Below are 26,135 nucleotides of genomic sequence, written 5' to 3' on the forward strand. Positions count from 1 at the left end.
TTTTGACATAAAATGCCTGCTAGTTAGGCATTTTTTTATTTAACCCACATAGGACTCGAACTTTTTAATTTCACAATATATCTTTGCTCTAAAATTTTTTTAAATTCAATACCAATGGGTAGGTTACAGTTGTGAAAGAATGTGGTATTTTAGATATGTATAATTGTTGCTCAAATGTTCCACTTGGAGGTACATTCAATGAACAGAAATACAATAAGTGCTTTAAGTCAGAAAGAGGCTGAAATAGTTGCGCGTTTGTCATACGAAGAAAAAGATATTGTAACAGCCAAAGAGCTTGATTCTTATTTACCGGCTGATTTTCAATATCGACGTAAATTAGTCTATAGTCTCAAGAGAAAACGAATATTAATTCCGATAAAAGGAGGAATTTATATATTTGTGCCCTTGGATGCTGTACCAACCGGACGTCGCGTTAGTGAATTTCTTATTCCACCGGTTTTCTTTCCTCAAAATGACTACTATATAGGCTATTCAACGATGTTTAATTACTATAACTTTACCGATCAGCAATTTCAGACAGTGTATGTGCTCAATACAAGAATTTCCAGGGAAAGGACAATAGCCGGGTTATCTTTTAAATTTACGAAAATTCCTTCTAAGAGGATGTATGGATTAGAAAAGATAGACATAAAGGGGAGAAAAGTTATTGTCAGCTCAAAGGAGAGAACTCTGGTTGACCTCATCTATTTTAATAAACCAGTAGGTGGTATTGAGGCTGCCTCGGAAATACTTGAGCGTTTTGTAAAAGAAAAAAAATGTGATATTAAAAAGCTGGTTGAGTATACCGTGCAATTCTCTAACATCAAAACAAGAAAGCGAATAGGCCTTATTCTTGAGAAAGCGCAGGTTTCCGATTCAGTATTAAAGCCTCTTGAAAAAAGCGTAAAGGATACATCGCTGATTTCGTTTTCAAATTCTCGCAAAGGAACAAAAAATGAAAAATGGAGAGTCATTATCAATGATCCACAATGATAAAGACAAATTTTTTAAATTAATAGACCAGATTGCTTCACTGACGGGTTTTTATGCGCCTCTTATGGAGAAGGATTATTATCTTACGCTTATTCTTTCACGAATAAATGAGCTCTCAGAAAATCTTATTTTTAAAGGCGGAACATGCCTTAATAAAATTTACTATTCTTATTATCGTTTAAGCGAGGATTTGGATTTTAGTATGCGTTTGCCTGAACATACAACTACACGTAGCAATAGACGCAAATGTATACAGCCGGTAAAAGATAACATTAAAAGATTCGCAAAGCAGTTTGGCATGCGCGTGGATGGAGCAGAAAAAGCGGGACGTAATGAGTCCAAACAGTATATTTATTATTTTGTCTATGATCCGGTAACAACGCCATCAGAGCAAACAATAAAATTTGAGATCGGACTTCGTTTTAATCCAATTATTAGAACAGAAATGCATCCTGTTCAGCATAAATTCTCACACTCATTTACTAGGGAGCCGCTATTTGATGGCGGAAAGGTGAATTGTTTATCACTTAATGAAATTGTTAGCGAGAAACTGCGCGCCGCAGCCCTTAGATTAAGAATCGCACCTCGTGACTTCTATGATCTCGATTTCATTCTGCGCAATGGATTTAATTTGGCAAGCAAAGAGGTAATGGAACTTTTTAAAAAGAAGATTGAGGAAGGCGGTGGAGATACGGATTTATCAAAATACAGGGTTAATCTTGGGCGATCGGATGAGGAAATTAAAGATATGCGCTCGCGAATTAAACAAGAGCTGTTTGAGGTCTTAACAGAAAGCGAACGCCAGAATTTTGATCTTGATAAAGCTTTAAAGCGAACTAACAAGGCAATGGAAAGCGTAAAATAATGGTTAGCAGTAAATCGGCCGGCATTAAAAACTAGCCAAAAGATGATAGGTCGAGAGAGAAGTTGTTACAAGCAACTGTGCATTGCGGTAGATTCAAGTAAGAGACTGTGATAATAGACGATAAGTTAATAGGAAGCACTGCAACCGAACAGATTGAAGAGGTTTCGATAAATCTTTCAATTAACATTCTTTTGAAATCACACAATTTTGGGGAATTGTTGAAGGGGAAACTTGCTTTGTCTCGAAATTTAATTGTTATTATGGAACTCGGTATATTAATAAGTTAGCGTGAAAATCATATTTAAGAAGGAGGGAATATTATGATTCCTTTCCCCAATGTAATAGCGGGCATATTGATTGGTGTTGCAAATGACACATGGCTTGCGCGGTTAATTGTTCCATTTGCGTGGGGCATTGTTTTTTGCATTTACACTTCAATTGCTCGACGAGATACACGAGATGCATTCATAAAACAAGGAGAAATGATTGATAGAAAAGCCAAATGGGGAATGTCTCATGTGCAAGCATTTTATTTTGTTGAATTTATGACAGCAAGCTTTACATCCCTGCTTTTCTCAATTATTTCAGGACTTATTAAAGGATTATTTTGAAGGCTAACCAATCAATCCAGCGGACGGCAGAAACGCCGCCGCTGATTTCTACGTTAGAGGAGATTCAATTAACGGGAACATGGTAGGCAAAGAACCAAAGAACGAACAGATTCTCTGCGAAGCTGTGGTCGGCCTCATAGGTGGGTGGCGCGGTGAATCGATAAAGAAGGTCAAGTTGGTTGATACCGTCGTTCGCATGCGCCCAGCCGTCGAATTGCATTTCGAGACGCCGACAGCACGGTTCGCGCTTGAGCACACTCGAATCGAGAGTTTCGCGAACCAAATCTTCCACGGCAAGCAGTTCGCCTGGCTCCTGGAACCTCTTGAAACTGATCTTGCGGGACGCTTGCCCGGAGTTTTCTTCCTCATTGTGGATGTTGGAGCGGCGACAGCACCGGTCGCTCGGCACGTAGAAATCCGCAACGCCTTGTCCACATGGATCGTAGCATACGGCGATACACTGGACGCTAGGAGGACACGGGACTTGATGGCAACTGTGACCTTACCGCTAGGCCGCCTAGTGTGCCGTTCGACGTTACGCTGCATCGGGACGCTAGTGACGGTAGTGAGCTAATCATCTTTCAGTGTACTCCCGGCGACCTTTATGCTTTGAGGCGCGATCGCATCCGCGAAGCTCTCGATCGGAAGTGTCCGAAGCTCTGGCAAGAAAAGGCGAGTGGTCGAATCTCGGTCCTCATTCTTGAATCGGACGACATAGCTCTCGCTAATCGAATGGCTGTCACCGACGCAGTTGTTGCCGAACTGTGCGCGAGAAACGATGCGCCAGATATTATCATTTGGGCGAGAACCAGTACTCATCCGTGGAAGGCTTGGTTGATCAAGGACGGCTCGCGTGTGTCTCAACAGGTCCCTGATACTGGGCCATTCATTTTGGCTTCAAAAGGCGTGACCGCCTAAAACCGGCTTACAGATGGTGCGCCCACCGTTCACAAAAAAGGGGACAGATTTATTTATTACTGGCAATTATCAGGGGCTTTTATTTTCAGGTAGCTTTTTACTATATATCATTTGAAAAACATAGTTCTTCTCCATTTTTAGTAGGCATCAATTGCAATTTGCAAAAATATTTTAGTTTCTGCTCTTCACAAACTTGCTCGGTGTCAGACACCGAACTGACACCGAGCTGACACAGAACTAAGGTCACTATAATCCACTAAAGCTCCAAAGCTGACCCCAAAGCGTGTCTGACACCGAGCTAAAGCTGCGCAAAGCTTGCGCTCTAAAATTTAATTGGATATTATAGAATTCAGTATATTAACAAGTTATACGTTTGTGAATGAATAGAAACACACGTATGAGGACAAAACAAATGATTAGAGCATTAATTCATAATGCAATTGGAATCCTTGCGACTTTCATTGGAAGACCATTTTTACTCCTATTGGCTTGGTTTAGATGGCCTTTCTTGATCTTTGGTTTTTTCTTTAATACTTTGTCAACATACAATCCAACGACAGGAGCAGAAACTCACAAGTTTACCGTTATCCCATTAATATTTGGGCTTGTATTATTCAGTGCTGGTTCTGCGGTGAAACGGTATGAAGAAATTGCAAACATATACCGTAGGGGAGTCAAAGAAGTGGATACAGAAAAAAATGATAAAAACGAATCCGTATAACCAATCAATTAAGTGGACTGCTTACCACGGTGTTTAATAGCCGGTTAAAGGCTTCGTTAAAGTTTTTAGATTCTCCAAATTCTGTGGCTTCGAGTCGCAGCCACTTATTTCTATCGTTATATTATAAGGAAATAAAATGAATGAAAATAAAAAATCCATAGAACAACCTTTGGAAGAAAATATACAAATGTTGCAAATAAACGCTTATGAGGATTTCCTTTTTGAAAAAGATAATAAACTATCAAGTACAAAAGCAATCGTTGCTCAAATTTACATTAACCTTGAAAAAATATTGCAAATTGGCATTCTTATATTATTTCTAAAGCAACGCTACAACCAAGAATTATGGGATCTATTTGAAGATGAAATCCTCATACCATTAAATATAACTAAAAAAATTAGCATAATTGAGAAAAGTAATAAATTCGATAATAAAATAATTAAAAAGGCTTACAAAATTAACAATATAAGAAATGACCTATTGCATTTCAAAAAAACTGAACCAAAATATAACGGCAAAAATATAGAGAATAATCCAGAAATAATAAAATCTATTTTTGATGATTTCGTGGAAGTTAATAATCACATGGTGTCTGTATGTCAAAATTTATAAATAAACATATAACAATTCGCTTCAGCCGACGCTGAGTACGGCGCGGCTGAGCTTGTAGCGTTTGTGCGTCCGAATAACGTGGCTGCAAGCTGGAAACCGCTCACTGTTCCCCGGACGCGCTGATGCGCGCCGAATAACAGCGAGCTTAAGCATTAGTTTCATCAAAACCCATCAATCAATGCTTCATCGGTGGGACGAAGCATTGATTGATCCCTTTAAACTTCTGCCACTTTAATTTTCCCGAATTTTTGTTCGTATTCTCTCACGTTATCCTGCAGAGCCGAGATTGCCACGGCTTCGCCTCGCAATGACTTTGACGGATTGCCACGTCCTTCGGGCTCGCCGCCCGCATCGGGGGCAGGTAGTGACGGTAAAGATGCCATTGCAAGGAATACCTGGTTTGTTCTGTCGTTGCCAATGAAGTGACGAAGTAATCCCTTGAGATTGCCGCGCTTCTTCCAGTCGTTCGCAATGACTTTGACAGATTGCTATGCTCCGCAAAATTGCTACGGGATTTGCATGTACCATAATGTGTGCGATATAATGTACAAAATACATACTCAATGAGGTGCAATATGCAAAAACTAAAAATTGATCAAGATATCAGGTCCCTGTCAGAAGTCAGGAATGGCATGGCAAACTTCATAAAGCAAGTTCACGATACTAAAAGACCGGTGATAATTACACAGCACGGGAAAGGCGTCGCGGTCCTTTTAGGCGCAAATGAATTTGAAGCCATGCAAGAGAAAATCGAGCTTCTATCAGATATTCAAACCTCTCTCAATCAACTGGAAAAAGGAGCGGGAATTAGCCATAAAGATGCAAAAGAGAAACTATTAAAGCGAATCACAAAATGAGAATAATCTGGGCTCCTCTTGCTGTCGATAGAGCGTCGGAAATAGTCGATTATATTGCCCAAGACAAACCATCAGCGGCAGAAAAATGGATTGATATAGTATTTTCTAAAGTTGAGCAGTTAAAATCGTCTCCTGAAATCGGCCGGATTGTCCCTGAAATTAATGATAGTCAATTTAGAGAACTAATTTACGGCAATTACCGCATCATTTATCGTATCGAAACCAAACAAATATCCATTATCACGATTCGACATGGTAGACAAATATTGCCAATAAATGAAATTAAGGCATAACAAGCGCATGGACAACCGATGGGAAAAGCCTGCTGGCGGGCAAGAAAGCCACTCGTCCTGTGGTCGGCGGCGGTTTACTTTTTTAGTATACAAGTTTATGTTTATATAGAATGCTGTATATTACGAAGTAACGCGTATTTTATGGAATTATCCAAAGGATAATCGTCCTCCGGACGACATTTGTAGATTTTAAAGCATTTTATCTATAATTTTAGAGAATTTTTAGAGGGAAACTCTATTTTGGCTTGAATTTTAACTGTAGATTGTGGAATTCTGTATATTAATAAGTTATGTAATCCTTACAACTCTGTCTAATTATTACTTGCAGTCCAAGTATGATGGAAGTACAATCAACAAGTATATTTAACTAACCAAATTAACTAACCGAAACAAAGTGAGAATCCATGGCTAAAGGAAAAAGTACTCAAAAATCAGTTAAGAAAAAAACAGAAAAAACGTTGAAAGAAAAGCGCAAGGAGAAAAAAGCCAAAAAGGGTAAGGCTTAACACTTTAATCAAATGAGTTTTGAGACAGATGAGACTGTCAGGGCTTGATGTCCTAATGTGTTCAATGAAGAAAAACAACTACGAATAAACGTCAAAAACATAACAATCGCTTCCACAGCCGACCGGGCTAAGTCGGTGCTTTTTTAAACATTTTCGTTTATCAAAGTATATCATTTTCTTAAAGGGTTTCGTTATGCCCGCCCGGCGGGTGAAGCGAAGCGTTAGTTTTATCAAAACCCATCCATCAATACTTCATCGGTGGAACGAAGCCGATTGTCCCCTTTAAACTTCCGTTGACTTAATCTCTTAAAATTTTTGTTCATATTTTCTCACGTTGTCCTGTAGAGCCGAGATTGCCACTGCTTCGCCTCGCAATGACCACATAAGATTGCCACATTTCTTCAGTTGTTTCCTCAAAGGGCTTATTCTTTTCTATTCTAACCAGCGAAAATTTGTTAAAATTAAAAAACGATGGAAAAAAGGATAAAAGCATTAATCGAAAAAATCAGAATATATGAACCGGAAGCCGATTTAATTTTAGTTAAACGGGCCTATACGGTTGCCAAAAAAGCCCACCTTGATCAGTATCGTAAATCGGGTGAGCACTATATCTTTCATCCCCTGGGAGTGGCCAATATTTTGGCTAAACTTGAATTGGATTCGACAAGCATCGCGGTCGCTCTTCTTCATGATGTCGTTGAAGATACAGCCATTTCTTTAGATGATATTCAAAAGGATTTTGGCAAAGAGGCAACCGAACTAATCGATGGCCTTACGAAACTTAGCCAAATTGAGTTTAAAAGTGAAGAAGAGAAACAAGCCGAGAATTTGCGTAAAATGATGCTCGCGATGTCCAAAGATATCCGTGTTATCTTCATTAAACTTGCGGATAGATTAGATAATATGAGAACAATTCAGCATTTGAACCCGGAAAAACAGAAGCAGAAAGCAAGAGAAACACTTGATATTTATGCTCCCCTTGCTCATCGTCTGGGAATTTTCAAAATTAAATGGGAGCTGGAAGATCTCTCTTTTAAAACGTTGGAACCCAAAAAGTATGCCGAGATTGCAAAAATGGTGTCTGAAACGAGAAGAAAGAGGGAGGTCTATCTTAAAAAGGCATCGGAAATTCTCTCTGTCGAGTTAAAAAAAGTAAAAATCAAAAACGAGATACTCGGAAGAATTAAACACTATTACAGCATCTATGAAAAGATGATTCGCCGGGGCAAAGAGTTCAATGAAATTTATGATTTGTCCGGGCTTCGAATATTGGTTGATTCAATTAAAGATTGCTACGCAGTTTTGGGAGTTATCCACTCACTCTGGAAACCTATTCCGGGAGCATTTAAGGATTATATTGCGATGCCTAAATTTAATATGTACCGTTCCCTGCACACCACTGTTATTGGTCCAATGGGTCGTCCTTTAGAGTTACAGATAAGGACGCATGATATGCACAGCACCGCTGAATATGGGGTTGCCGCCCATTGGCATTACAAAGAAGGAACCATTATGGATAAGGGAGAGGAAAGGCTTTCATGGCTTCGTCAAATGTTGGAGTGGGAGAGTGAGACCAAAGATTCCAAGGATTTTTTAGAGACACTAAAAATTGATTTGTTCGAAACGGAAGTTTTTGTTTTTACCCCGAAAGGCGATGTTATAAGTCTTCCCAAGGGTTCTACCCCATTGGATTTTGCCTATAACATTCATACGGATGTCGGTCATTCATGTGTTGGAGCAAAAGCCGGCGGTAAGATTGTTCCACTTGAATATGAGCTCCAAAACGGGGATATAGTTGAAATTTTAACTTCAAAAACTTCTTCTGGCCCAAGCAGGGATTGGTTAAGTGTTGTAAAAACTTCTAGCGCGAGAACAAAGATAAGACAATGGTTTAGCAAAGAGAGCCGTGAAGGAACGGAACACGTTGGCCGTGAAATTTTACAGAAAGAGCTTCGCCGGAAGGGCTATAGTTTAAGCGACATCTCAGTCGATGTAATTAAGTCGGTTCTTAAAGATTTAAAAATTTCCGATACTGAATCTCTTTACACCAATATAGGAACGGGAAATATTTCTCCGAAACAAGTGGTTACTAAAATAATTCATGCTGTGAAGGCAGGGGAAGAAGAGGGAAAAGAGCTTGAACTGCCTCTATCTTATCCCAAGAAGCAAACAAGGCCAACGGCTGTTGGAGTAAGGATCGAAGGGGTTGAGGATGCTTTAATCCGTTTAGCGAGGTGTTGCGACCCTGTTCCAATGGACGATATAATTGGTTTTATTACAATAGGAAGAGGTATTACAGTTCACCGCAAAGACTGTTCAAATGTTAAAAACCTAAAGAAAAAATATCCTGATAGGTTAATTAAAGTTGAGTGGAATTTAGGTGGCAAGGAAACATTTCAAGCTGAAATTCAAGTTGAGGCAATAGATAGAACCAAGTTGTTAAGGGATGTAAGTTCAACTATAAGCGATATGGGAGTAAATATTCGCTCTGCTACTGTTTTAATGGGTAAAGATAATACGGCAATCTTTCGATTTATTTTTGACATAAGCAGCGTGGCTCATCTTGAAAATATATTGGCAAATGTTAAAAAGATTGATAGTGTTTTTGACGCGTATCGAGTTTAAGTTGCTAAGGGGGAAAGTTAGTAAAGTATGGAGTATAGTAAAACTAGCAATCTGGCCAACAAACTCCCCACTATCGACTAACAAACCACCGACTAACAGAGGGGGAGCAGTTGATTTTACATAAACTAATAGTTGGGCCGCTTGGGGTAAATTGTTATATACTTGCTTCTGATAACAAGGAAGCCGTGGTCATTGACCCCGGTGGAGACGCAGAAGATATTTTAAATCTTATAAACGAAAACAAACTTGTTATTAAAAAAATAATTCTTACTCACGGGCATTGTGATCACATTGGTGCCTGCAAAGAAGTTGCAGAGGCAACTAAAGCGCCAATTTGTATTCACAAAGAAGATGAAATATTATTAAAGCAGCCGTCAAAAAATCTATCATTTCTTATGGGAATAAACTTCTCACTTGATTTAAAGACGGAAGAGCTATTTGATGGACAAACAATCTTGATAGATAATTTAAGTTTAACTATTTTGAATACGCCGGGCCATACTCCAGGAAGTATTTCAATATGGGTTTCGGGCCTTCTTTTTACGGGGGATTTGCTTTTTGCGGGTTCTGTCGGGAGAACGGATTTGTCCGGCGGGTCTTTTAAAGTTTTAACTAATTCATTGAAACGTGTTTTAAATTTCCCCGACGAAACGAGGGTTTTACCGGGGCATGGTGAAGAAACTACATTGGGGCAAGAGAAGGCAGTTAACCCCTTTTTAAAAGATTTACGATAATAAAGATTGGAGGATAGTTTTTGAAATTTAAGATACCTCGCGGTACTTCGGATGTTATTTTCGAAAAAGCTGCTAAAAAACAATATATTGAAAAAATGGCGATACAGTTATTTAAACAATTTGGTTATTATCCAATAGTTACTCCTACTTTTGAACACACTGAACTTTTTCAGCGGGGGATAGGCGAAGGCACCGATATAGTTCAAAAAGAGATGTATACCTTCAAAGATAAAGGTGGGCGTAGTTTAACGCTTCGTCCTGAAGGAACAGCCCCTGTTGTCAGGGCTTATCTTGAAAACGGGCTTGCCTCCAAACCTCTTCCCGTAAAACTTTATTATTGCGGCCAGATGTTTAGATATGAGCGTCCGCAGGCGGGCAGATATCGTGAATTTTGGCAATTGGGGGTCGAGGTGCTTGGCTCTAAAGATGCTTTTGTCGATGCGGAAGTCATCTTGCTTTTGGTTCGCTTTCTAGAAAAATTGGGTTTAAAAGAGTTGGAATTAAATTTAAATAGTATGGGTTGTTCCGAGTGCGGAAAATCTTTCAGTAAAGCTTTAAAAAAGTATCTTGCCGATAAAATTGAACACTTGTGTGAAGATTGTAAAAGAAGAGCTGAACTAAATCCTTTACGGGTTTTTGATTGCAAAGTTAAGGGATGCCAGGCGGCCTTAAAGGGTGCTCCTTTAATATCCGGTTTTTGGTGTGAAGATTGCGGAAATCACTTTGAATCGGTCAAATCTATCTTAGATAATGTCGGTATTTCTTATATCTTAAATCCTGCTTTGGTGCGAGGATTTGATTATTACACCAAAACTACTTTTGAGATTCGAACCCCGTATTTGGGGGCTCAAAATGCTTTGGGAGGCGGCGGAAGATACGACAGTTTAGTGGAGGAATTTGGAGGGCCGTCAACACCCGCAATAGGTTGGGCGATTGGAACCGAGCGGGTTATTATGGCAATTGAAGAATTAAATATAAACCTTCCCATAAAATCTAATATTGATGTTTTTATCGCGGCCATTGATGGCGCAAGAGATGAAGGTTTTAAAATCCTTAACGCTATTCGGGAAATGGGCATCTCGGCTGATATGGATTATGGCGAGAGGAGTTTGAAAGGGCAAATGAAGTTGGCCAATAAATTAAAGGCATCTAATGTAATAATTTTAGGGCCCGACGAACTCAACAAAGGCCTGTGTTTAATTCGAGACATGAATCTGGGCGAGCAGTCGGAATTGAAAATTTCCGAAATAACCCGGTGGGCAAAGGATAAATTTAAGTTAAGAAAGGTAGATTTTGATGGATAAATCAATAAAATACTCGCAACGTTCTCATGGTTGCGGGCTGCTTGCTGTTGATGATGTTGGCAGCAAAGTGAAACTATCCGGTTGGGTAAATCGGCGGAGAGATCACGGTGGATTAATATTTATTGATCTCAGGGATAGAAGCGGAGTCGTTCAAGCCGTAATTAATCCGGAACGTGGTGAAGCATTTAAAATTGCCGAGCAGGTTAGAGATGAGTTTGTATTGGAAATAGAGGGAGAGGTTTCTCTGCGGCCGGAAGGGACGATAAATCCTAATCTTCCAACCGGAAAAATTGAAGTTATCGTCAGCAGTATATCGGTTCTTAACCCGGCTAAAACGCCTCCTTTTGAAATTGTTGACGACTTAAATGTGGATGAAAATATCAAACTTAAATATCGGTATCTTGATATTAGGCGAAGACCGATGTTGGAGAATTTAAAATTAAGGCACAAAGTTGTAAGCACGGTTAGAAACTTTCTTAATGATTACAACTTTATTGAAGTTGAAACGCCTTATTTAACCAAAAGTACTCCTGAAGGGGCAAGGGATTATTTGGTCCCCAGTAGGGTTCAACCCGGACATTTTTACGCTCTTCCGCAGTCGCCTCAGTTGTTTAAGCAGATACTTATGGTGGCCGGAATTGAGCGGTATTACCAGATTGCCCGATGTTTTAGAGACGAGGATTTAAGGGCAGATCGGCAACCTGAGCATACTCAAATAGACATGGAAATGTCTTTTGTGGAGGAGAACGATATCATTTCGCTTGTAGAAGAAATGATGAAGTCGATTTTTAATTCGCTTGGCTTGAATTTAAAGATTCCTTTTCAGAGGATAACATATGACGAAGCAATGGAGCATTACGGAAGCGATAAGCCGGACATTCGATTTAATATTGAATTAGTTGATATATCTAACCTTGCGTCAGAATGTGGATTTAAAGTTTTTGAGAACATAATAAATGCCGGTGGGGTTGTGAAAGGGATTAACGCAAGTGATTGCGGTCATTTCTCTCGAGGCAAACTTGACGAATTGACAAAATTTGTCTCCATTTACGGCGCGAAAGGTTTAGCTTGGATGCAGGTAATTGAGGGGAAGAAGGTTAAATCACCGATTGCGAAGTTCTTGAGCAACGAGAAAATTGAATCCATAATTGATGTTTTTAATGCGAAGCCCGGAGATTTGCTTCTTTTTGTGGCTGACAAAAAAGAGGTTGCGCGTGAGGCGCTTGGCCAGTTGAGGTTACATCTTGCTAAAGAGCTTGGCCTTATAGACAAGACCGTGCATAAATTTTTATGGGTATTAGATTTTCCTATGTTTGAATATGACGAAGAAGAAAAGAGGTATAAAGCCCAACATCATCCATTTACCTCTCCGAAAAAAGAATCTCTTTCTCTTTTAGACAAGGACCCTTTGGCGGTTAAGACCAATGCTTATGATTTGGTCTTAAACGGGGTTGAGATTGGCGGGGGGAGCATAAGAATACATGACCAAGATTTACAAAATAAGATATTCCGTTTATTGGGATTATCTGATGAAGAAATAAATAGCAAGTTTGGATTTCTTGTTGAAGCACTTCAGTACGGCGCGCCTCCCCATGGAGGAATTGCTTTTGGGCTCGATAGATTGGTTATGATTTTAGCGGGAAGGGATACTATTCGTGATGTTATTGCTTTTCCGAAAACACAGACGGCAACTTGTCCTTTGACAGGGGCCCCTGATAAGGTTTCAAGCAAACAGTTGAAAGAATTAGGCATTAAACTAAAATAAGAAGTGTCTTTAAGCTCTGTTTTACTGATACTTATATTTTGTTATTTATGCTATATTATTAGATAAAGGTTCTGCAATGTTTGTGGTTTGACAATTAGTTGTTCCAACACTTTAACATTGGGAGTCCGGGTCTAAAAGTGGAGCAAATGCCTTAATTTTAAGGACTTGCGAATCTGATAGCAGGGCACCCACCTATTTGAGCGTCCGGGTTCAAATAGTAGTCATATCACGGCAAAGCGGAACCTTTGTTATTAAGAGATTTTATCAAAGGACTATCTACATTTTTAAAGCAAAGTTTAAAAATATGAATCTGTTTGAACATGAAATCCAGTCTAAATTATCTGATTTAGCCCCTTTGGCTAGCCGTGTCAGGCCACGAACTCTTAAAGAGTTTGTTGGCCAAGATAAGATTATAGGAGAGGGCAAAGCTTTAAGGAGAGCTATTTCTGAAGATAAACTTTATTCACTTATCCTATGGGGGCCTCCCGGGACAGGTAAGACCACCTTAGCCCAGATAGTTGCCAGTATAACTAAGTCTTTCTTTGTTCAAATCAGCGCTGTGACATCTAATGTCGCGGAGATAAGAAAAGTTTTAGCACAAGCCGAAGACAGACTTGCAATGGAAAATAAAAAGACAATTCTTTTTATAGACGAAATTCACAGGTTCAACAAATCTCAACAAGACGCGTTGCTGCATGCTGTTGAAGATGGGCTAATTATCTTGGTGGGGGCTACAACCGAGAATCCTTATTTTGAAGTAAACCCGCCGCTTGTTTCTCGCTCCTGGTTGTTTCAGTTTGAATCTTTATCTGAAGATAATTTGGTCGAAATTCTTACCAAAGCTTTGAGAGATAAAAGAGGTTTAGGGGATATAAAGGTTGAGATTTCTAAGAAAGAGTTAAGACAGATAGCAAATATTGCCAATGGAGACGCGCGCACAGCTCTTAATATATTAGAAGCAGCTGTAATGACAACTTCACCTAATGAAACAAAAACAAGGAAAATTACCAAAGATGTTATTGAAGATGTTTCTCAAAGACGAAAGATAGTTTACGGAAAAAAAGGCGATGCTCATTATGATACGATTTCTGCATTTATAAAGAGCATAAGGGGCTCTGATCCCGACGCGGCACTTTATTGGTTGGCAAAAATGATATATGCGGGGGAGGACCCTAAGTTTATTGCGAGAAGGATGATTATTGCTGCCTCAGAAGATATAGGGCTAGCTAACTCAAGAGCGCTTGAAATAGCGGTTGCGGCTTCCAGGGCGGTTGAGTTTGTTGGATTACCGGAGGCACGTTTAAATTTAGCTCATGCTGCTCTTTATCTCTCGCTGTCCCCCAAAAGCAATTCTGTTATAACCGGAATAGATAATGCGCTTGGCGATGTGAAAGATAAAATGACTTACTTGGTTCCAAAGCATTTAAGAGATAGTCACTATCCGGGAGCCAAAAAACTGGGTCATGGAGATGGTTACAAATATCCTCATAATTTTTCCGGAAATTATGTAGAGCAGGATTATTTACCAAAAGAGTTGAAGAATGAGAAGTACTATCAACCATCTAATTCGGGGCAGGAAAAAAAGATACGCGAGGCATTGGAAAAAAGAAAGAAGGAGTAAGGCCAGTCCCCAGCTGTCAGCTTTCAGCCTTCAGGAAAGCTTTAGAGCTTAGAGTATGGTAAAACCAGCAATCTGGCTAAGAAACTCCCGACTCCCCACTAAGAGACTACCGACTGATAGAGCAGAGAGCGTAACGACTTCGTCAAATTGAAAATTGGAAAGTTGAAAAAGCAGAAAACAAGAATAGAGAGCGGAAAACAAACTAGCAATTTGGCCAACAAACTACCAACTCCTAACTAATAGACTCCCGACTCAAAAGGGGTGATTTTTTGAAGAAAGAGAGAGTAGCTGTTGCCATGAGCGGTGGTAAAGATAGCGCGGTCGCGGCTTCACTATTGATTGACGAAGGATATGATGTTTTTGGCGTTACTATGATATTATCCTCAGAGTCAAAACATCTTAAAAAAACTCAAAACACCTGTGATTATTTAAACATACCTCTTTATGTGGTTGATTATACATCGGTTTTTAAAGATAAAGTAATTACTCCGTTTTGTAATGAGTATCTGAACGGGGTAACTCCTAATCCCTGTATTGTTTGTAACAAACAGATAAAAATGGGCATTTTGCTCAATTGGGCAATTTCAGAAGGAGCAGCTTATCTTGCTACGGGGCACTACGCGAAAGTTTCATATGATTCAAAAACCGGACGCTTTTTACTTTACAAAGGGAAAGATAAGAAAAAGGATCAATCTTATTTGCTCTGGTCTCTTGACCAAACTCAGTTAAGTCATTTAAAAACGCCCTTAGGTGGTTTACTTAAAAGCGAGGTTTCCAAGATTGCTGAAGAACGAGGACTTTTTGAACTTGAAGCTGAAAGCCAGGAAATTTGCTTTATTCCCAATGATGATTATAGAAGTTTTTTACAAGGAAGACTTAAAGATTTTATTTCTCCCGGTGATATTGTTGACAAAACCGGCAAGGTTTTAGGAAGGCACCAGGGGTTGCCCTTCTACACAATTGGTCAAAGAAAAGGGCTGGGTATATCCCATAAAGAGCCCTTATATGTTTTAAATTTAAATAAAGAAAAAAATATTGTAATTGTTGGTGAAGAAAAAGACTTGTATAAATCAAGCTTAGTTGCTTCGAATTTAAACTTTATTCCCTTTAATGTTTTAGATAAAGAAATGGCTGTTGAAGCTCAGATTAGATATAATATGATGCCTTCATCAGCTACAATTTTACCTTTAAGTGAAGACAAAGTTATTGTTAAGTTTGCTCAAAAACAGAGAGCAATTACTCCCGGCCAATCTGTTGTTTTTTATCAGAGAGACAAGGTTTTGGGTGGCGCAATAATTGATTTTGTAAGGTAGAATTTGATTTTGCTATATGATAAACTTTTCTTAAATTATATTGGAGGCAAAATGAACTGGTTAAATTTTTTATATTTAGTTTTATCGATAGCGATTATCGGGATTTCTATCGGGCTGGTTATACTTCTCGCTCGTTTTTCAAAAACGTTAAATAATATAAATAAATTAGTTGAAGACGTACAACGAGAGGTTATGCCAATTGTGTCTGATTTACAAGTTACGGTTAATAAAGTAAATGATGGTTTATCGAGGATTGATGAGATAACCGGGTCTGTTAAGGATATTAGTGGTAGATTTAACTTAGTTGTTAAGATATTACAAGAAGCCGTTTCTTCACCGTTGATAAAATTAGCCGGTGTATCCGCGGGAGCAAAAAAAGTCATTAACACCTTAATTAAGAGAGAAGATGTATAGCTTATGGGAAGAAATAGAGGTTCAATTTTAAAATTTAGTTTAGGGATATTTACGGGGCTTAGTTTTGTTTTATTTCTTAGTCCTACAACAAGAGAAATTTGCAAGGAAAAAATATCTGAAGCGGTTGAGGTCGCGGAGCCGTACGCGCAAAAATGTTGGGCGCGGTTGCTGGATGCTATAAAAGAAGGGAAAGAAGCCGCGCTAAAAAAAGAAGAAGAGCTGGGAAAAAAACTTCAATCCATGGAAGAACAAGAATCTTTTGCGGAAGAAGAACCCCCTGATTATATAGTATAATGTTTTTATCCCATAAATTTATTTTCTATATTATTTTTAAGGAGAACAATTGAGCAAAGAAAATAAAGGCGTTATTGATAAGTGGAAAAAATTGGGCATTGTTACCTGGTCGATTATCGGATTAATTTTACTTATTTTGGGCTTCTTTTTTTTATTGTTTAAAATTAAAACAGTTTTATTCCTTTTTTTAGGTATTTTTGCGATTGTCTATATTCTTGCTCCGGTTGTTGAGTATCTTGAGAAAAAAGGAATTTCAAGAATTTTTTCAGTTGTTTTAACATATCTCATTTTATTGGTTTTAATTTCGCTGGCTTTAACTTTTTTCATTCCTTTAATTATTGCTCAAATTAAAAGTTTGGTTGACCACCTGCCCCTTTATTTTATAAGTATTCAAAATATTATTAAAAATTACCAAAGCCAACTTAAGACCTTGCCTCTATCCTCTCCGGCAATTGATTTTATTGAAAATTCAATAACACAGTTTACAGATGTGGCAATTAAAATGGCTTCTCGCTTGCCAACTTACACATTCAATGTTTTTTCGGTTGCGATATACGCTATTATTGCCCCACTTTTTGCGCTTGTTTTTTCATTTCATACGTTAAAAGATTTAAAACAGATAAAGGAAACATTTAATAACTTAGTACCTGCAAATTATAGAAATGAAGCAAAATTAATTATTCGGAAGATAGATGTTATTTTAAGAGGGTTTTTAAAAGGGCAGCTTTTAGTAATGTTAGCTACCGGAACATTAAGTTGGCTTATTCTGCTTTTGTTAGGGGTAGATTATGCTTTTGCGCTGGGAGTCGCAATTGGGGTATTTGATATTTTTCCCTATCTTGGTCCAATTTTGGCGGGAGCGCTTGCGGTCATCGTGGCTTTATTTGAATCACCAACTTTGGCTTTGTGGGTGGCGATTGCAATGGTGGCGGTCCAACAAATAGAGTCCTTGTTTATAGCTCCCAATCTTATGAGAAAACAAGTAAATTTACATCCTTTGGTTATAGTATTTGCAATGCTTGTTGGTGGAACCCTTTTTGGTATACCCGGTGTGCTTTTAGCAATACCGGTTGCTGCTGTCGGAAAAGGGATATTCTATTACTATTTTGAGAAATATGAATCTAAAGACGCGGAATTGTAAAAGTAACGCAATAAATTATTTTGGAGTAATTAACGTAGATGAAAAGTTCTGAAATTAGAAATAAATTTCTTACTTTTTTTAAAAAAAAAGGGCATGTTGTTTTGCCGAGTTCTTCACTAGTCCCTGATGATCCTACCCTTTTATTGACGACGGCCGGAATGGTTCAGTTTAAATCAATTTTTCAAGGGGACATTAAACCAACATATCCTCGTGCTATTACTGTTCAGAAATGTGCTCGAACAACTGATATTGAAAAAGTTGGGCATACTGCAAGACATTTAACCTTCTTTGAAATGCTGGGCAATTTTTCTTTTGGAGATTATTACAAAAAAGAAATAATTCCTTGGGCTTGGGAGTTTTTAACGAAAGAGTTAGGTTTTGATAGCTCAAAACTTTGGATAACTATTTTTAAAGATGACGATGAGTCCTTTGATATTTGGCACAAGGATGTTGGGATTCCCAAAGAGCGGATTGTCAGAATGGGTGAGGAAGATAACTTTTGGTCGGCTGGGGCTACGGGTCCATGTGGACCGTGCTCGGAAATATTGTATGACCTCGGTAAAGAAAGAAGTTGTGGGAAACCAGATTGTTTTATTGGATGTGATTGCGATAGATTTCTTGAAGTTTGGAATTTGGTTTTTATGCAATACCACAGAGATGAAAAAGGTGTTCTTAACCCTTTGCCCAAGAAAAATGTTGATACCGGTCTTGGGTTAGAGAGAGCTGCGTCAATTCTTCAAAAAGTGCCGAATAATTTTGAAACCGATCTTATAAAACCAATTATTGATAAAGTTGCTGAAATTGCCGGAGTTGCTTACGGGAAAGATGACAAAATCGATATTTCCCTTAAAGTAATTGCTGATCACGCGCGGGCGATGGTTTTTCTTGTAAGTGATGGAGTTTTGCCTTCAAATGAGGGCAGGGGGTATGTTCTCCGTCGTCTTATTAGAAGAGCTGTTCGTCATGGACGATTAATTGGAATTGAGAGAGGGTTTTTAAAAGATATTGCTGCCATTGTGGTGGATGTAATGAAAGATACATATAGAGAACTTGAAGAAAATAGTGATTATACATACCATATTTTGGCCAGCGAGGAAGAAAATTTTTCAACCACTTTAAAACAAGGTTTAAACATTTTAGATTCAATTATTGAAAAGGAAAAGAAAAAAGGAAGTTTATCTCTTAAAGGGGATTTAGTCTTTCAACTTTACGATACCTATGGTTTTCCGCTTGAATTAACCCGCGAAATTGCAGAGGAAAATGGTTTTAAAATAGACGATAAAGGTTTTGAAAAACTAATGGAAGAACAGAAAAAGAAAGCAAGGTCTGCGCGCGGGCAAGCATCATTTGAAACTGCGAAAGAAATTTATACCGAAATTTTTGATAAATTTGGTGAAAATAAGTTTGTTGGCTATCAAAAAGATTCTGCCGAGGCAGTGGTGCAATCCGTTATTAAAGGAAATGTATTTGCGCCTCGTGCCCAAAAAGGCGATAAAATTGAGATGACCCTTGACCAAACACCTTTTTATGCTGAAAGAGGTGGTCAAATTGGAGATACCGGTTTAATTGAAACACCAACCGGCAAAGTTAAAATTGTGGATGTCTTTATGCCAATTCCCAACATGTATGTTCACAGAGGGGCGGTTGAGGAGGGATTTATAGAGGTTTCGCAAAAAGCTAAGGCAAATATTGATACTGAAAGGCGAGCAGCTATATCTAAAAATCATACTGCTACGCATATTCTTCAACGGTCTCTTAAAAAAGTTTTAGGAAATCACATAAAACAAGCCGGTTCTTTTGTTAGTGGTGACAGACTGAGATTTGATTTTGCACATTTTGAGTCCATTAATCCCGGTGTTCTTAAAAAAATTGAAAAATTAGTAAACGAAAAAATCTTAGAAAACCAACCGGTAAGAGTTTATATAACTTCACTTGAATTTGCCCGTGAACAGGGAGCCGTTGCTTTGTTTGGAGAAAAATACGGCAAATTTGTTCGCGTTATAGAGGTGGGTGATTTTAGTAAGGAGCTATGTGGGGGGACCCATGTTGATAGAACCGGCGATATAGGGCTTTTTAAAATTATTAGCGAGGGAAGCATTGCGGCCAATACACGCCGGATTGAAGCATTGACTTCTTACAATGCATTAAACTATGTGAATAAAGAAGAAGAACAATTGAAAGAAGTTTCTAATTTGCTTAAAGTCGGAAGTTTTGATATTGCTAAAAAATTGAAAAGTCTATTGGATTTGGTTAAAAACAACGAAAAAAAGATTAAAGATTTGCAAATTAAAATAGCTAAATATGAAACTAATGATTTAATTTCATCGGCTCACCAAATTGGTGATTTCAAGGCTATCGTTGAAGAAGTAAGCCTAAATGATATGGATGACTTAAGGTCTTTTGTTGACATATTAAAGAATAAGCTTGGAGAAGGGGTTATTGTATTGGGCGTATCTTCAGAAGGTAAGGCAGTGCTAATTTCTGCTGTTTCTCCCAAGCTGGTTAAACTTGGATTTAATGCCGGGAATATTCTTAAGGAAGTTGCGCCTATAATCGGCGGAGGCGGCGGTGGCCGACCCGAAATGGCACAAGCCGGAGGAAAGAATCCTGAAAAAATGGAACTCGCTCTTAAAAAAGCTTTAGAATACATACGAGAGAAAAGTGACGCAAACATTTCTGATAAATAAACTTTGAGATGAGGGTTTTTGATTTATGAGAATAATTGGTTTAGATATTGGTTCAAAGCGCATTGGAGTTGCTGTTTCAGATGCCCTTTGTGTGATAGCCCAGCCCTTAACTACAGTTTTGCGAAGTACTTTTGAAGATGAGATTAAAATTATAAAAAAATATATTGAAGATTATGATGTTGATAAAGTGGTTGTTGGTGTTCCGTATAGTTTAAGTGGCGAAATTGGCCCTCAAGGAAAATTAACGCTGGATTATATCGAAAAACTTCAAAGTGAATTACAGATTCCGGTTATAGAATGTGACGAGAGATTTACAACTTATATTGCGAAAAAAACCCTTATATTAGCCAACATGCGGCGTGCTGAAAGAAAAAAAGTTATTGACAAAGTTTCGGCGGTTCTTATTTTACAAAGTTATTTGGATAGTTCGCGGGAGAATAGGTGAAGTAATTTGATAAGCCGAATAGATGAAAGGTATCTTAAGAGAAAAAATAAAGGGAGAAAGAGATTTTTCCTGATTGTAATTTTATTAGCCGCGTTGCTAGTTGGGTTCGGGGGATATGTTAGTTTAAAGAATTTTCACCCGTTCTTATCCAGCAGCGCGTCTTTATCGGAACAGCCCGTTTTGGTTGAAATTCCCGCTGGCTCCGGAATTAATGAGATTGGCAAAATCTTGGTTCAAAAAAAGGTTGTTTCAAGTGCTTTTTACTTTGATTTATATGCTAAATTTAGCGGGCTGGGTAGTCGATTTAAATCCGGAAAATATAATTTAAGAGAGGGTATGTCATATTCAGAAGTTATTGGAATTCTTAATAAAGGTCCAAACACGCCTAAAAAATTTTATAAAGTGAGTATTCCTGAAGGGTTTACCTTAGAACAAATTGCTGAAAGACTGGGCAAAAACACGACAATTGATTCTGAAGAGTTTAAAGAGTTAGCTTTAAATGGTGAGGGGCTTGAAGTGGCAAATTATGATTTTCTTAAAGAAGTTCCGGTAAAGTCTTTAGAGGGTTATTTGTTTCCTAAAACATACAGTTTTTCAGAGGATGCAACCGCCAAAGATGTTCTTAAAATTATGCTTTCTCAGTTTAATCAAGAGATAAGCAAATTTGACTTTAGTCCAGCTGATGAAAAAGGATTATCTACACACGAAATTATAACAATAGCTTCTTTAATTGAAAAAGAGGTAAAAATTCCGGAGGAAAGGGAGTTAGTGTCGGCGGTAATATATAATCGTCTTGAAAAAAATATAGCTTTACAAATTTGCGCTACTGTTCAGTATATATTGCCACAACGGAAGACAAGTCTTTTTGAAGAAGACTTAAAGATTGATTCTCCTTACAATACGTATCTTCACACAGGCCTTCCTCCCGGGCCTATTTGTAGTCCGGGCTCTACTTCGATTGAGGCCGCTCTTAATCCTGCTTTGGTGGACTATTTGTACTATGTATTGACTGGTTCTGATGGGCATCATACTTTTACAAGTTCATATGATGAGTTTTTAAAAGCAAAAAAAGAAGCCAAAAATGGCAGTGAATAAATTGACGGACAATAAGAATATTAAGCGCCCCGAACTCCTTGCTCCGGCGGGGAACCTTGAAAAACTTCGATTTGCAATTACCTATGGAGCCGATGCTGTTTACATTGGGGGTAAAAAGTATAGTCTGCGCATGGGAGCGGAGAATTTTGATATCTCAGAAATAAAAGAGGGAGTCGATTTTGCTCATAATAACAGGGCTAAAGTTTATGTAACCGTTAATATTTTTGCTCATGATGAGGACTTATGTGGATTAGAAGACTATCTATTAAACTTAGCTAATGTTGGTGTAGACGCGATTATTGTGGCCGATAACGGTATATTCTCAATAGCTAAAAAAGTAATTCCTGATATCCCAATTCATATAAGCACTCAGGCAAACGTATTAAATGTTGCCAGCGCGGAATTTTGGAAGAAGATGGGAGCCGGAAGAATTACTTTGGCTAGGGAGCTTTCGTTTTTTGATATTAAAGAGATTACCAAAAGTGTCGATATAGGAATAGAAGTGTTTGCGCACGGCGCTATGTGTATTTCTTATTCCGGGCGTTGTCTTATGAGTAAATATTTAGCGGATAGAGATGCTAACAAGGGGGATTGCGCGCACAGTTGCCGGTGGAAATATTTTTTAATGGAAGAGAAAAGACCGGGAGAATATCATCCTGTTTATGAAGATGAACGGGGAACATATTTTTTTAACTCAAAGGATTTATGCCTGGCAAAGCATGTTCCCAAATTAATTTCGGCGGGGGTAGATAGTTTTAAGATAGAGGGCAGAATGAAAAGTATTCATTACATAGCCACTGTTACAAATGTTTACAAGGAAATAATAGATGAATATTTTAGGTGCCCGGAGGAGTTCACCTTTCGGGAAGAGTGGATTGATGAACTTGAAAAAGTAAGCCATCGACATTATACGACGGGATTTTTTGACAATTCAGCTAAAAAGGAAAAAACCGAAGTGATTGATTCGGCAAGTTATAAGCGGACTCATGATTTTGTAGGGGTTGTAAAGAAGAATGAAAGCAAAGATGGGATTATTAAGGTAGCTGTTAAGAATCGTATTTCGGTTGGAGATGAGATTGAGGTTCTTAGTCCGGGAAAAGTTTTTAGTTTTAGACTTTCCTCAATGTTTAATTCCAAAAATGGAGAGAAAATAGACGAAGCGCATGCTAATTATGTTGTTGATATTCCTGTTAAAATAGAGATAGTGAAGGATTCAATTTTGAGAAAACAATTGACGGGATAATAAAAATAAAAGATCAGCTACCAGTCGCCAGCCTCCAGCAAAACAAAATATGAGTAGAGAAAAAGTGAGGAGAAAAGCAAAAAGAAATTTTTCTTTGTCATTGCGAGTCCTGGTGTTTTATTGGGGCGAAGCAATCTCAAGATAAAGACATAGTGACATAGAAACCAAGTAGCCAAGAAGCAGGGTTTTAGAGGGGCGTTTAATTTGTCAAAAAAAAGTTTTTTGAAAAAATTTTATCCGGATGAGTATTATGAGTCAATTTTTAATATAGACTTTAAATGGCTTCAAAAGAGGAACATTAAAGGTTTATTAATTGATCTCGATAATACAATAGTACCGAGAAAAGAGAGAGAAGTTTCGAAAAATTTAATAGAATGGTTTTCAGAATTATCGAAAAAGGGCTTTAAGGTTTGTATTATTTCAAATAATTGGAAGGCGAGAACCGGTAAAATTGGAAAAAGCTTAGGAGTGCCTGTTGTGGCAAGGGCTGTTAAGCCCAGACGCAAAGCTTTTGAGCGGGGAATGAAGATTTTAAAAACAAACAGGGAGCAAACAGCTGTTATTGGGGACCAAATATTTACAGACGTGTTTGGAGGAAATCGAATGAATCTCCTGACAATACTTGTTGTTCCTTTAAGTAAAAGCGATTTATTTTATACGAAGATTTTAAGGAAATTGGAGCGTTTAATTTTAAAGGGATATAAAGGGAGCCGGGAATGCTAAAGATTAACGGAAAAACAAAACTTGTTGGCATTATGGGTTATCCTTTGGAGCATACCCTTTCACCTATTTTTCATAATGCTGCTTTTAATTATTTGGATTTAAATTGGTGCTACATTCCCATACCGGTGGAGGAAAAGTTTTTTGATAAGGCAAAAGAAGGCATTCGTGTTATCAAAAATTTCGTCGGGGTTAATATAACGATGCCGTATAAAGAGAAGGTTCTACCTTGTTTGGATGAAATTTCATCTTATGCTCAAGTTATTGGTGCTGTTAATACCATTCACATAGTGGATAATGGCAGGTTGGTCGGATATAATACGGATGGGCGCGGTTTTTTAACTGCGTTGAGTCAAGATGGTGGTTTTAACCCAAAAAATAAAAACGTTTTGATTATTGGAGCGGGTGGGGCCTCACGTGCTGTTGCGGTAAGTTTGGCTTTGTCGGGAATCAAAAAATTGAAAATATTAAATCGCACCTTAGATAAAGCCGAAGCAATTCGTTCTAAAATCATAAGTAATTTTGCTTGCGAAGTTGAAATTTTTAATTTTCAATCTAATTTAGAGAATTGTTTTTCATCAATAGATCTTATTGTTAACGCTACTCCTGTGGGCATGGTTAAAGAAGAATATCCTTTTCCCGTTGAGTTAATATCCCGCGAACATTTTGTGTGCGACTTAATTTATGAACCATTAGAAACTCCACTTATTCGTGCTGCAAAAGAGAAGGGTGCTAAGACACTGAATGGTTTAAATATGCTTTTATATCAAGGGGCGGCTGCTTTTAAGATATGGACACATATAGATCCTCCAATTGAAGTGATGCGCAAAGCTTTGGAGGATGCTTTGGAGTTAAAGAAAAATTAAAGGTGAAAATTTATGCATAAAAACACAGCCAGGGGTTTAGGGAAAATATTAATAGAAGCGGGTTTAATTACTGAAGGGCAGCTTAAAGAAGCGATAAAATCTTGCCATGAAGGTAAATCATTAAATGCTGCCTTAGTAGATTGTGGTTTTGTCTCTGAGATTGATATTGCTCATGCCCTTGCTAAACAAATGCAGCTTTCATCCCTCGATATAACAAATTTTCAAATTGACCAAAACGCTTGCTCAACGACATCCGAAGAGATGGCTCGCCGCTATATGGTGTTGCCGATTGGATTTGAAGACGATAAGTTAATTGTCGCCATGTCTGATCCTACTAATGTATTTGCCATAGATGATCTTAGAATTGTAACAGGTCGTGAAATAAAACCGGTAGTAGTTGCTGAATCAGATCTTCTATCTGCTATAAAGCGATATTGCAAGATAGATAAGGTTGTGGAGGAGTATGTTGAGAGTGTTGTCGTCGAAGAAGAGGTGGGCATCAAAGAAGGCGATGTCCAAGATGCTCCAATTATTAAGCTTGTTCAATCAGTTATTATTCAGTCTGTTAATGAACGAGCAAGCGATATTCATATTGAGCCCGAAGAAGATGATTTTAGAATAAGGTTTAGAATCGACGGGGTTCTTCATGAAATCATGCGGTTTCCTAAGCGATTTCAGGGCGCTGTGCTTTCAAGATTAAAAATTATGGCAAACATGGATATTGCTGAGCATAGAAAGCCTCAGGATGGTAGATTTAGTTTATCTGTGCAACAAAATCCTGTTGATTTTAGAGTTGCGTGTTTGCCAACAGTCTACGGTGAAAAAATTGTTTTGCGTTTGCTGAGAAGGGAAAGTACTGTATTGGAACTCAGCGACCTTGGGTTTTCACCTGAAATTCTTAAACGGTTCAGCTCCTCATTTACGAAGCCGTATGGCGCGATTTTAGTAACAGGCCCAACCGGAAGCGGTAAATCTACAACCCTTTACGCAACGCTAAATATTTTAAACTCTGTTGAAAAGAACATAATTACCGTTGAGGATCCGGTTGAGTATAGATTGGAAGGTCTTAGCCAAATACAGATAAACCCAAAAGCGGGGCTTACTTTTGCTAGCGGCCTAAGGTCTATTTTACGAAATGACCCTGACATCATCATGGTCGGCGAGATAAGAGATAAAGAAACGGCTCTAATTGCGGTTGAATCTGCTTTAACCGGTCATCTTGTGCTTTCCACACTTCACACAAACGATGCTCCCTCCGCGATTACAAGACTTACGGAAATGGGAATAGAGCCTTTTTTAACTGCTTCTGCTGTTGATTGTGTTTTAGCTCAAAGACTTGTAAGAAAGCTCTGTCCTAAATGCAAAGAAGCGTATAAACCGTCTCCGGAAATAAGAAAAGAATTTGGGATTTCGCTCGAGGAAGATATAACCTTTTATCGAGCAAAAGGTTGTAATAAATGTAATAATACCGGTTACAAAGGAAGAATTGGC

Annotated in this window: 26 protein-coding genes and 1 other RNA gene; 26 read left to right on the forward strand and 1 reads right to left on the reverse strand. The window is 38.2% G+C overall.

From position 1 onward, the window contains the following. The first annotated feature begins 198 nt into the window (after positions 1-198). The 7 genes from Q7U95_RS07480 to Q7U95_RS07510 all read left to right on the forward strand — a co-directional run bounded on the left by Q7U95_RS07480 (position 199) and on the right by Q7U95_RS07510 (position 4,721). Positions 199-993: a type IV toxin-antitoxin system AbiEi family antitoxin gene (locus Q7U95_RS07480; RefSeq protein ID WP_308753290.1), complete on the forward strand. Its 795-nt coding sequence runs from the start codon at positions 199-201 to the stop codon at positions 991-993. Beyond that, positions 980-1,858, forward strand: a complete 879-nt coding sequence (locus tag Q7U95_RS07485; protein ID WP_308753293.1) for a nucleotidyl transferase AbiEii/AbiGii toxin family protein — start codon at positions 980-982, stop codon at positions 1,856-1,858. The genes Q7U95_RS07480 and Q7U95_RS07485 overlap by 14 nt, the downstream gene beginning before the upstream one ends. 107 nt (positions 1,859-1,965) lie before the next feature. Continuing rightward, positions 1,966-2,145, forward strand: coding sequence for a hypothetical protein (locus tag Q7U95_RS07490; protein ID WP_308753296.1), 180 nt, complete (start codon positions 1,966-1,968; stop codon positions 2,143-2,145). 33 nt (positions 2,146-2,178) lie between these two features. After that, positions 2,179-2,469 (forward strand): hypothetical protein, encoded by a 291-nt coding sequence (locus Q7U95_RS07495; RefSeq protein ID WP_308753298.1) that lies wholly within the window; start codon positions 2,179-2,181, stop codon positions 2,467-2,469. Positions 2,470-2,548: 79 nt separating this feature from the next. Then, entirely contained in the window at positions 2,549-3,043 is a 495-nt protein-coding gene (locus tag Q7U95_RS07500) for a hypothetical protein (RefSeq protein WP_308753300.1), read from the forward strand. Between the two features lie 756 nt (positions 3,044-3,799). Next, a complete protein-coding gene (locus Q7U95_RS07505; protein ID WP_308753302.1) occupies positions 3,800-4,108 on the forward strand; it encodes a hypothetical protein in 309 nt (102 codons plus the stop codon). A 136-nt stretch (positions 4,109-4,244) separates the two neighbouring features. Then, complete coding sequence (locus Q7U95_RS07510; RefSeq protein ID WP_308753304.1) at positions 4,245-4,721, forward strand: hypothetical protein; 477 nt, start codon at positions 4,245-4,247, stop codon at positions 4,719-4,721. A gap of 215 nt (positions 4,722-4,936) precedes the next feature. Here the strand turns inward: Q7U95_RS07510 and Q7U95_RS07515 are convergent, their stop codons facing one another. Then, on the reverse strand, positions 4,937-5,104 hold the full coding sequence (locus Q7U95_RS07515; protein ID WP_308753305.1) for a hypothetical protein: 168 nt from the start codon (positions 5,102-5,104) through the stop codon (positions 4,937-4,939). Positions 5,105-5,296: 192 nt separating this feature from the next. Here Q7U95_RS07515 and Q7U95_RS07520 point away from each other — a divergent pair, with 192 nt between their 5' ends. The 19 genes from Q7U95_RS07520 to Q7U95_RS07610 all read left to right on the forward strand — a co-directional run. Beyond that, positions 5,297-5,578 carry a type II toxin-antitoxin system Phd/YefM family antitoxin gene (locus Q7U95_RS07520; RefSeq protein WP_308753306.1) on the forward strand — a complete coding sequence of 94 codons (282 nt, stop codon included), beginning with the start codon at positions 5,297-5,299 and terminating at the stop codon, positions 5,576-5,578. Beyond that, positions 5,575-5,871, forward strand: coding sequence for a type II toxin-antitoxin system RelE/ParE family toxin (locus Q7U95_RS07525; RefSeq protein ID WP_308753307.1), 297 nt, complete (start codon positions 5,575-5,577; stop codon positions 5,869-5,871). Before Q7U95_RS07520 ends, Q7U95_RS07525 begins: the two co-directional genes overlap by 4 nt. Positions 5,872-6,848: 977 nt before the next feature. Next, the gene (locus tag Q7U95_RS07530) at positions 6,849-9,002 is read left to right on the forward strand and encodes a bifunctional (p)ppGpp synthetase/guanosine-3',5'-bis(diphosphate) 3'-pyrophosphohydrolase (RefSeq protein ID WP_308753308.1); all 2,154 of its coding nucleotides are present in this window, start codon (positions 6,849-6,851) and stop codon (positions 9,000-9,002) included. Between the two features lie 110 nt (positions 9,003-9,112). Continuing rightward, complete coding sequence (locus tag Q7U95_RS07535) at positions 9,113-9,736, forward strand: MBL fold metallo-hydrolase (RefSeq protein WP_308753310.1); 624 nt, start codon at positions 9,113-9,115, stop codon at positions 9,734-9,736. Positions 9,737-9,756: 20 nt separating this feature from the next. Beyond that, positions 9,757-11,040 (forward strand): histidine--tRNA ligase, encoded by a 1,284-nt coding sequence (gene hisS / locus Q7U95_RS07540; protein ID WP_308753311.1) that lies wholly within the window; start codon positions 9,757-9,759, stop codon positions 11,038-11,040. Further along, positions 11,033-12,805 (forward strand): aspartate--tRNA ligase, encoded by a 1,773-nt coding sequence (gene aspS, locus Q7U95_RS07545; protein ID WP_308753312.1) that lies wholly within the window; start codon positions 11,033-11,035, stop codon positions 12,803-12,805. Before hisS ends, aspS begins: the two co-directional genes overlap by 8 nt. Before the next feature lie 65 nt (positions 12,806-12,870). Continuing rightward, positions 12,871-13,052, forward strand: a non-coding RNA gene (gene ssrS / locus Q7U95_RS07550) — 6S RNA. Between the two features lie 57 nt (positions 13,053-13,109). Continuing rightward, entirely contained in the window at positions 13,110-14,426 is a 1,317-nt protein-coding gene (locus Q7U95_RS07555; protein ID WP_308753313.1) for a replication-associated recombination protein A, read from the forward strand. Between the two features lie 269 nt (positions 14,427-14,695). Then, entirely contained in the window at positions 14,696-15,739 is a 1,044-nt protein-coding gene (gene mnmA, locus Q7U95_RS07560) for a tRNA 2-thiouridine(34) synthase MnmA (protein ID WP_308753315.1), read from the forward strand. Between the two features lie 51 nt (positions 15,740-15,790). Then, positions 15,791-16,153, forward strand: coding sequence for a DUF948 domain-containing protein (locus Q7U95_RS07565; RefSeq protein ID WP_308753317.1), 363 nt, complete (start codon positions 15,791-15,793; stop codon positions 16,151-16,153). A 3-nt stretch (positions 16,154-16,156) separates the two neighbouring features. Further along, on the forward strand, positions 16,157-16,447 hold the full coding sequence (locus Q7U95_RS07570; RefSeq protein ID WP_308753319.1) for a hypothetical protein: 291 nt from the start codon (positions 16,157-16,159) through the stop codon (positions 16,445-16,447). A 49-nt stretch (positions 16,448-16,496) separates the two neighbouring features. Then, positions 16,497-17,588 carry an AI-2E family transporter gene (locus Q7U95_RS07575; RefSeq protein WP_308753321.1) on the forward strand — a complete coding sequence of 364 codons (1,092 nt, stop codon included), beginning with the start codon at positions 16,497-16,499 and terminating at the stop codon, positions 17,586-17,588. Between the two features lie 38 nt (positions 17,589-17,626). Then, complete coding sequence (gene alaS / locus Q7U95_RS07580; protein WP_308753323.1) at positions 17,627-20,275, forward strand: alanine--tRNA ligase; 2,649 nt, start codon at positions 17,627-17,629, stop codon at positions 20,273-20,275. Positions 20,276-20,300: 25 nt separating this feature from the next. Continuing rightward, on the forward strand, positions 20,301-20,720 hold the full coding sequence (ruvX, locus tag Q7U95_RS07585; protein WP_308753325.1) for a Holliday junction resolvase RuvX: 420 nt from the start codon (positions 20,301-20,303) through the stop codon (positions 20,718-20,720). A gap of 6 nt (positions 20,721-20,726) precedes the next feature. Next, a complete protein-coding gene (gene mltG, locus Q7U95_RS07590; protein WP_308753327.1) occupies positions 20,727-21,815 on the forward strand; it encodes an endolytic transglycosylase MltG in 1,089 nt (362 codons plus the stop codon). After that, positions 21,802-23,058 (forward strand): U32 family peptidase, encoded by a 1,257-nt coding sequence (locus Q7U95_RS07595; protein WP_308753329.1) that lies wholly within the window; start codon positions 21,802-21,804, stop codon positions 23,056-23,058. The genes mltG and Q7U95_RS07595 overlap by 14 nt, the downstream gene beginning before the upstream one ends. 204 nt (positions 23,059-23,262) lie before the next feature. Next, entirely contained in the window at positions 23,263-23,781 is a 519-nt protein-coding gene (locus Q7U95_RS07600; RefSeq protein WP_308753331.1) for a YqeG family HAD IIIA-type phosphatase, read from the forward strand. Further along, complete coding sequence (locus Q7U95_RS07605) at positions 23,775-24,644, forward strand: shikimate dehydrogenase (protein ID WP_308753332.1); 870 nt, start codon at positions 23,775-23,777, stop codon at positions 24,642-24,644. Before Q7U95_RS07600 ends, Q7U95_RS07605 begins: the two co-directional genes overlap by 7 nt. A 12-nt stretch (positions 24,645-24,656) precedes the next feature. Then, positions 24,657-26,135, forward strand: a 1,479-nt coding sequence (locus Q7U95_RS07610) for an ATPase, T2SS/T4P/T4SS family (RefSeq protein WP_308753334.1), incomplete at its 3' end; no start/stop codon positions are given.

Origin of the sequence: Candidatus Oleimmundimicrobium sp. (assembly GCF_030651595.1) — a bacterium.
Taxonomy (GTDB): domain Bacteria; phylum Actinomycetota; class Aquicultoria; order UBA3085; family Oleimmundimicrobiaceae; genus JAUSCH01.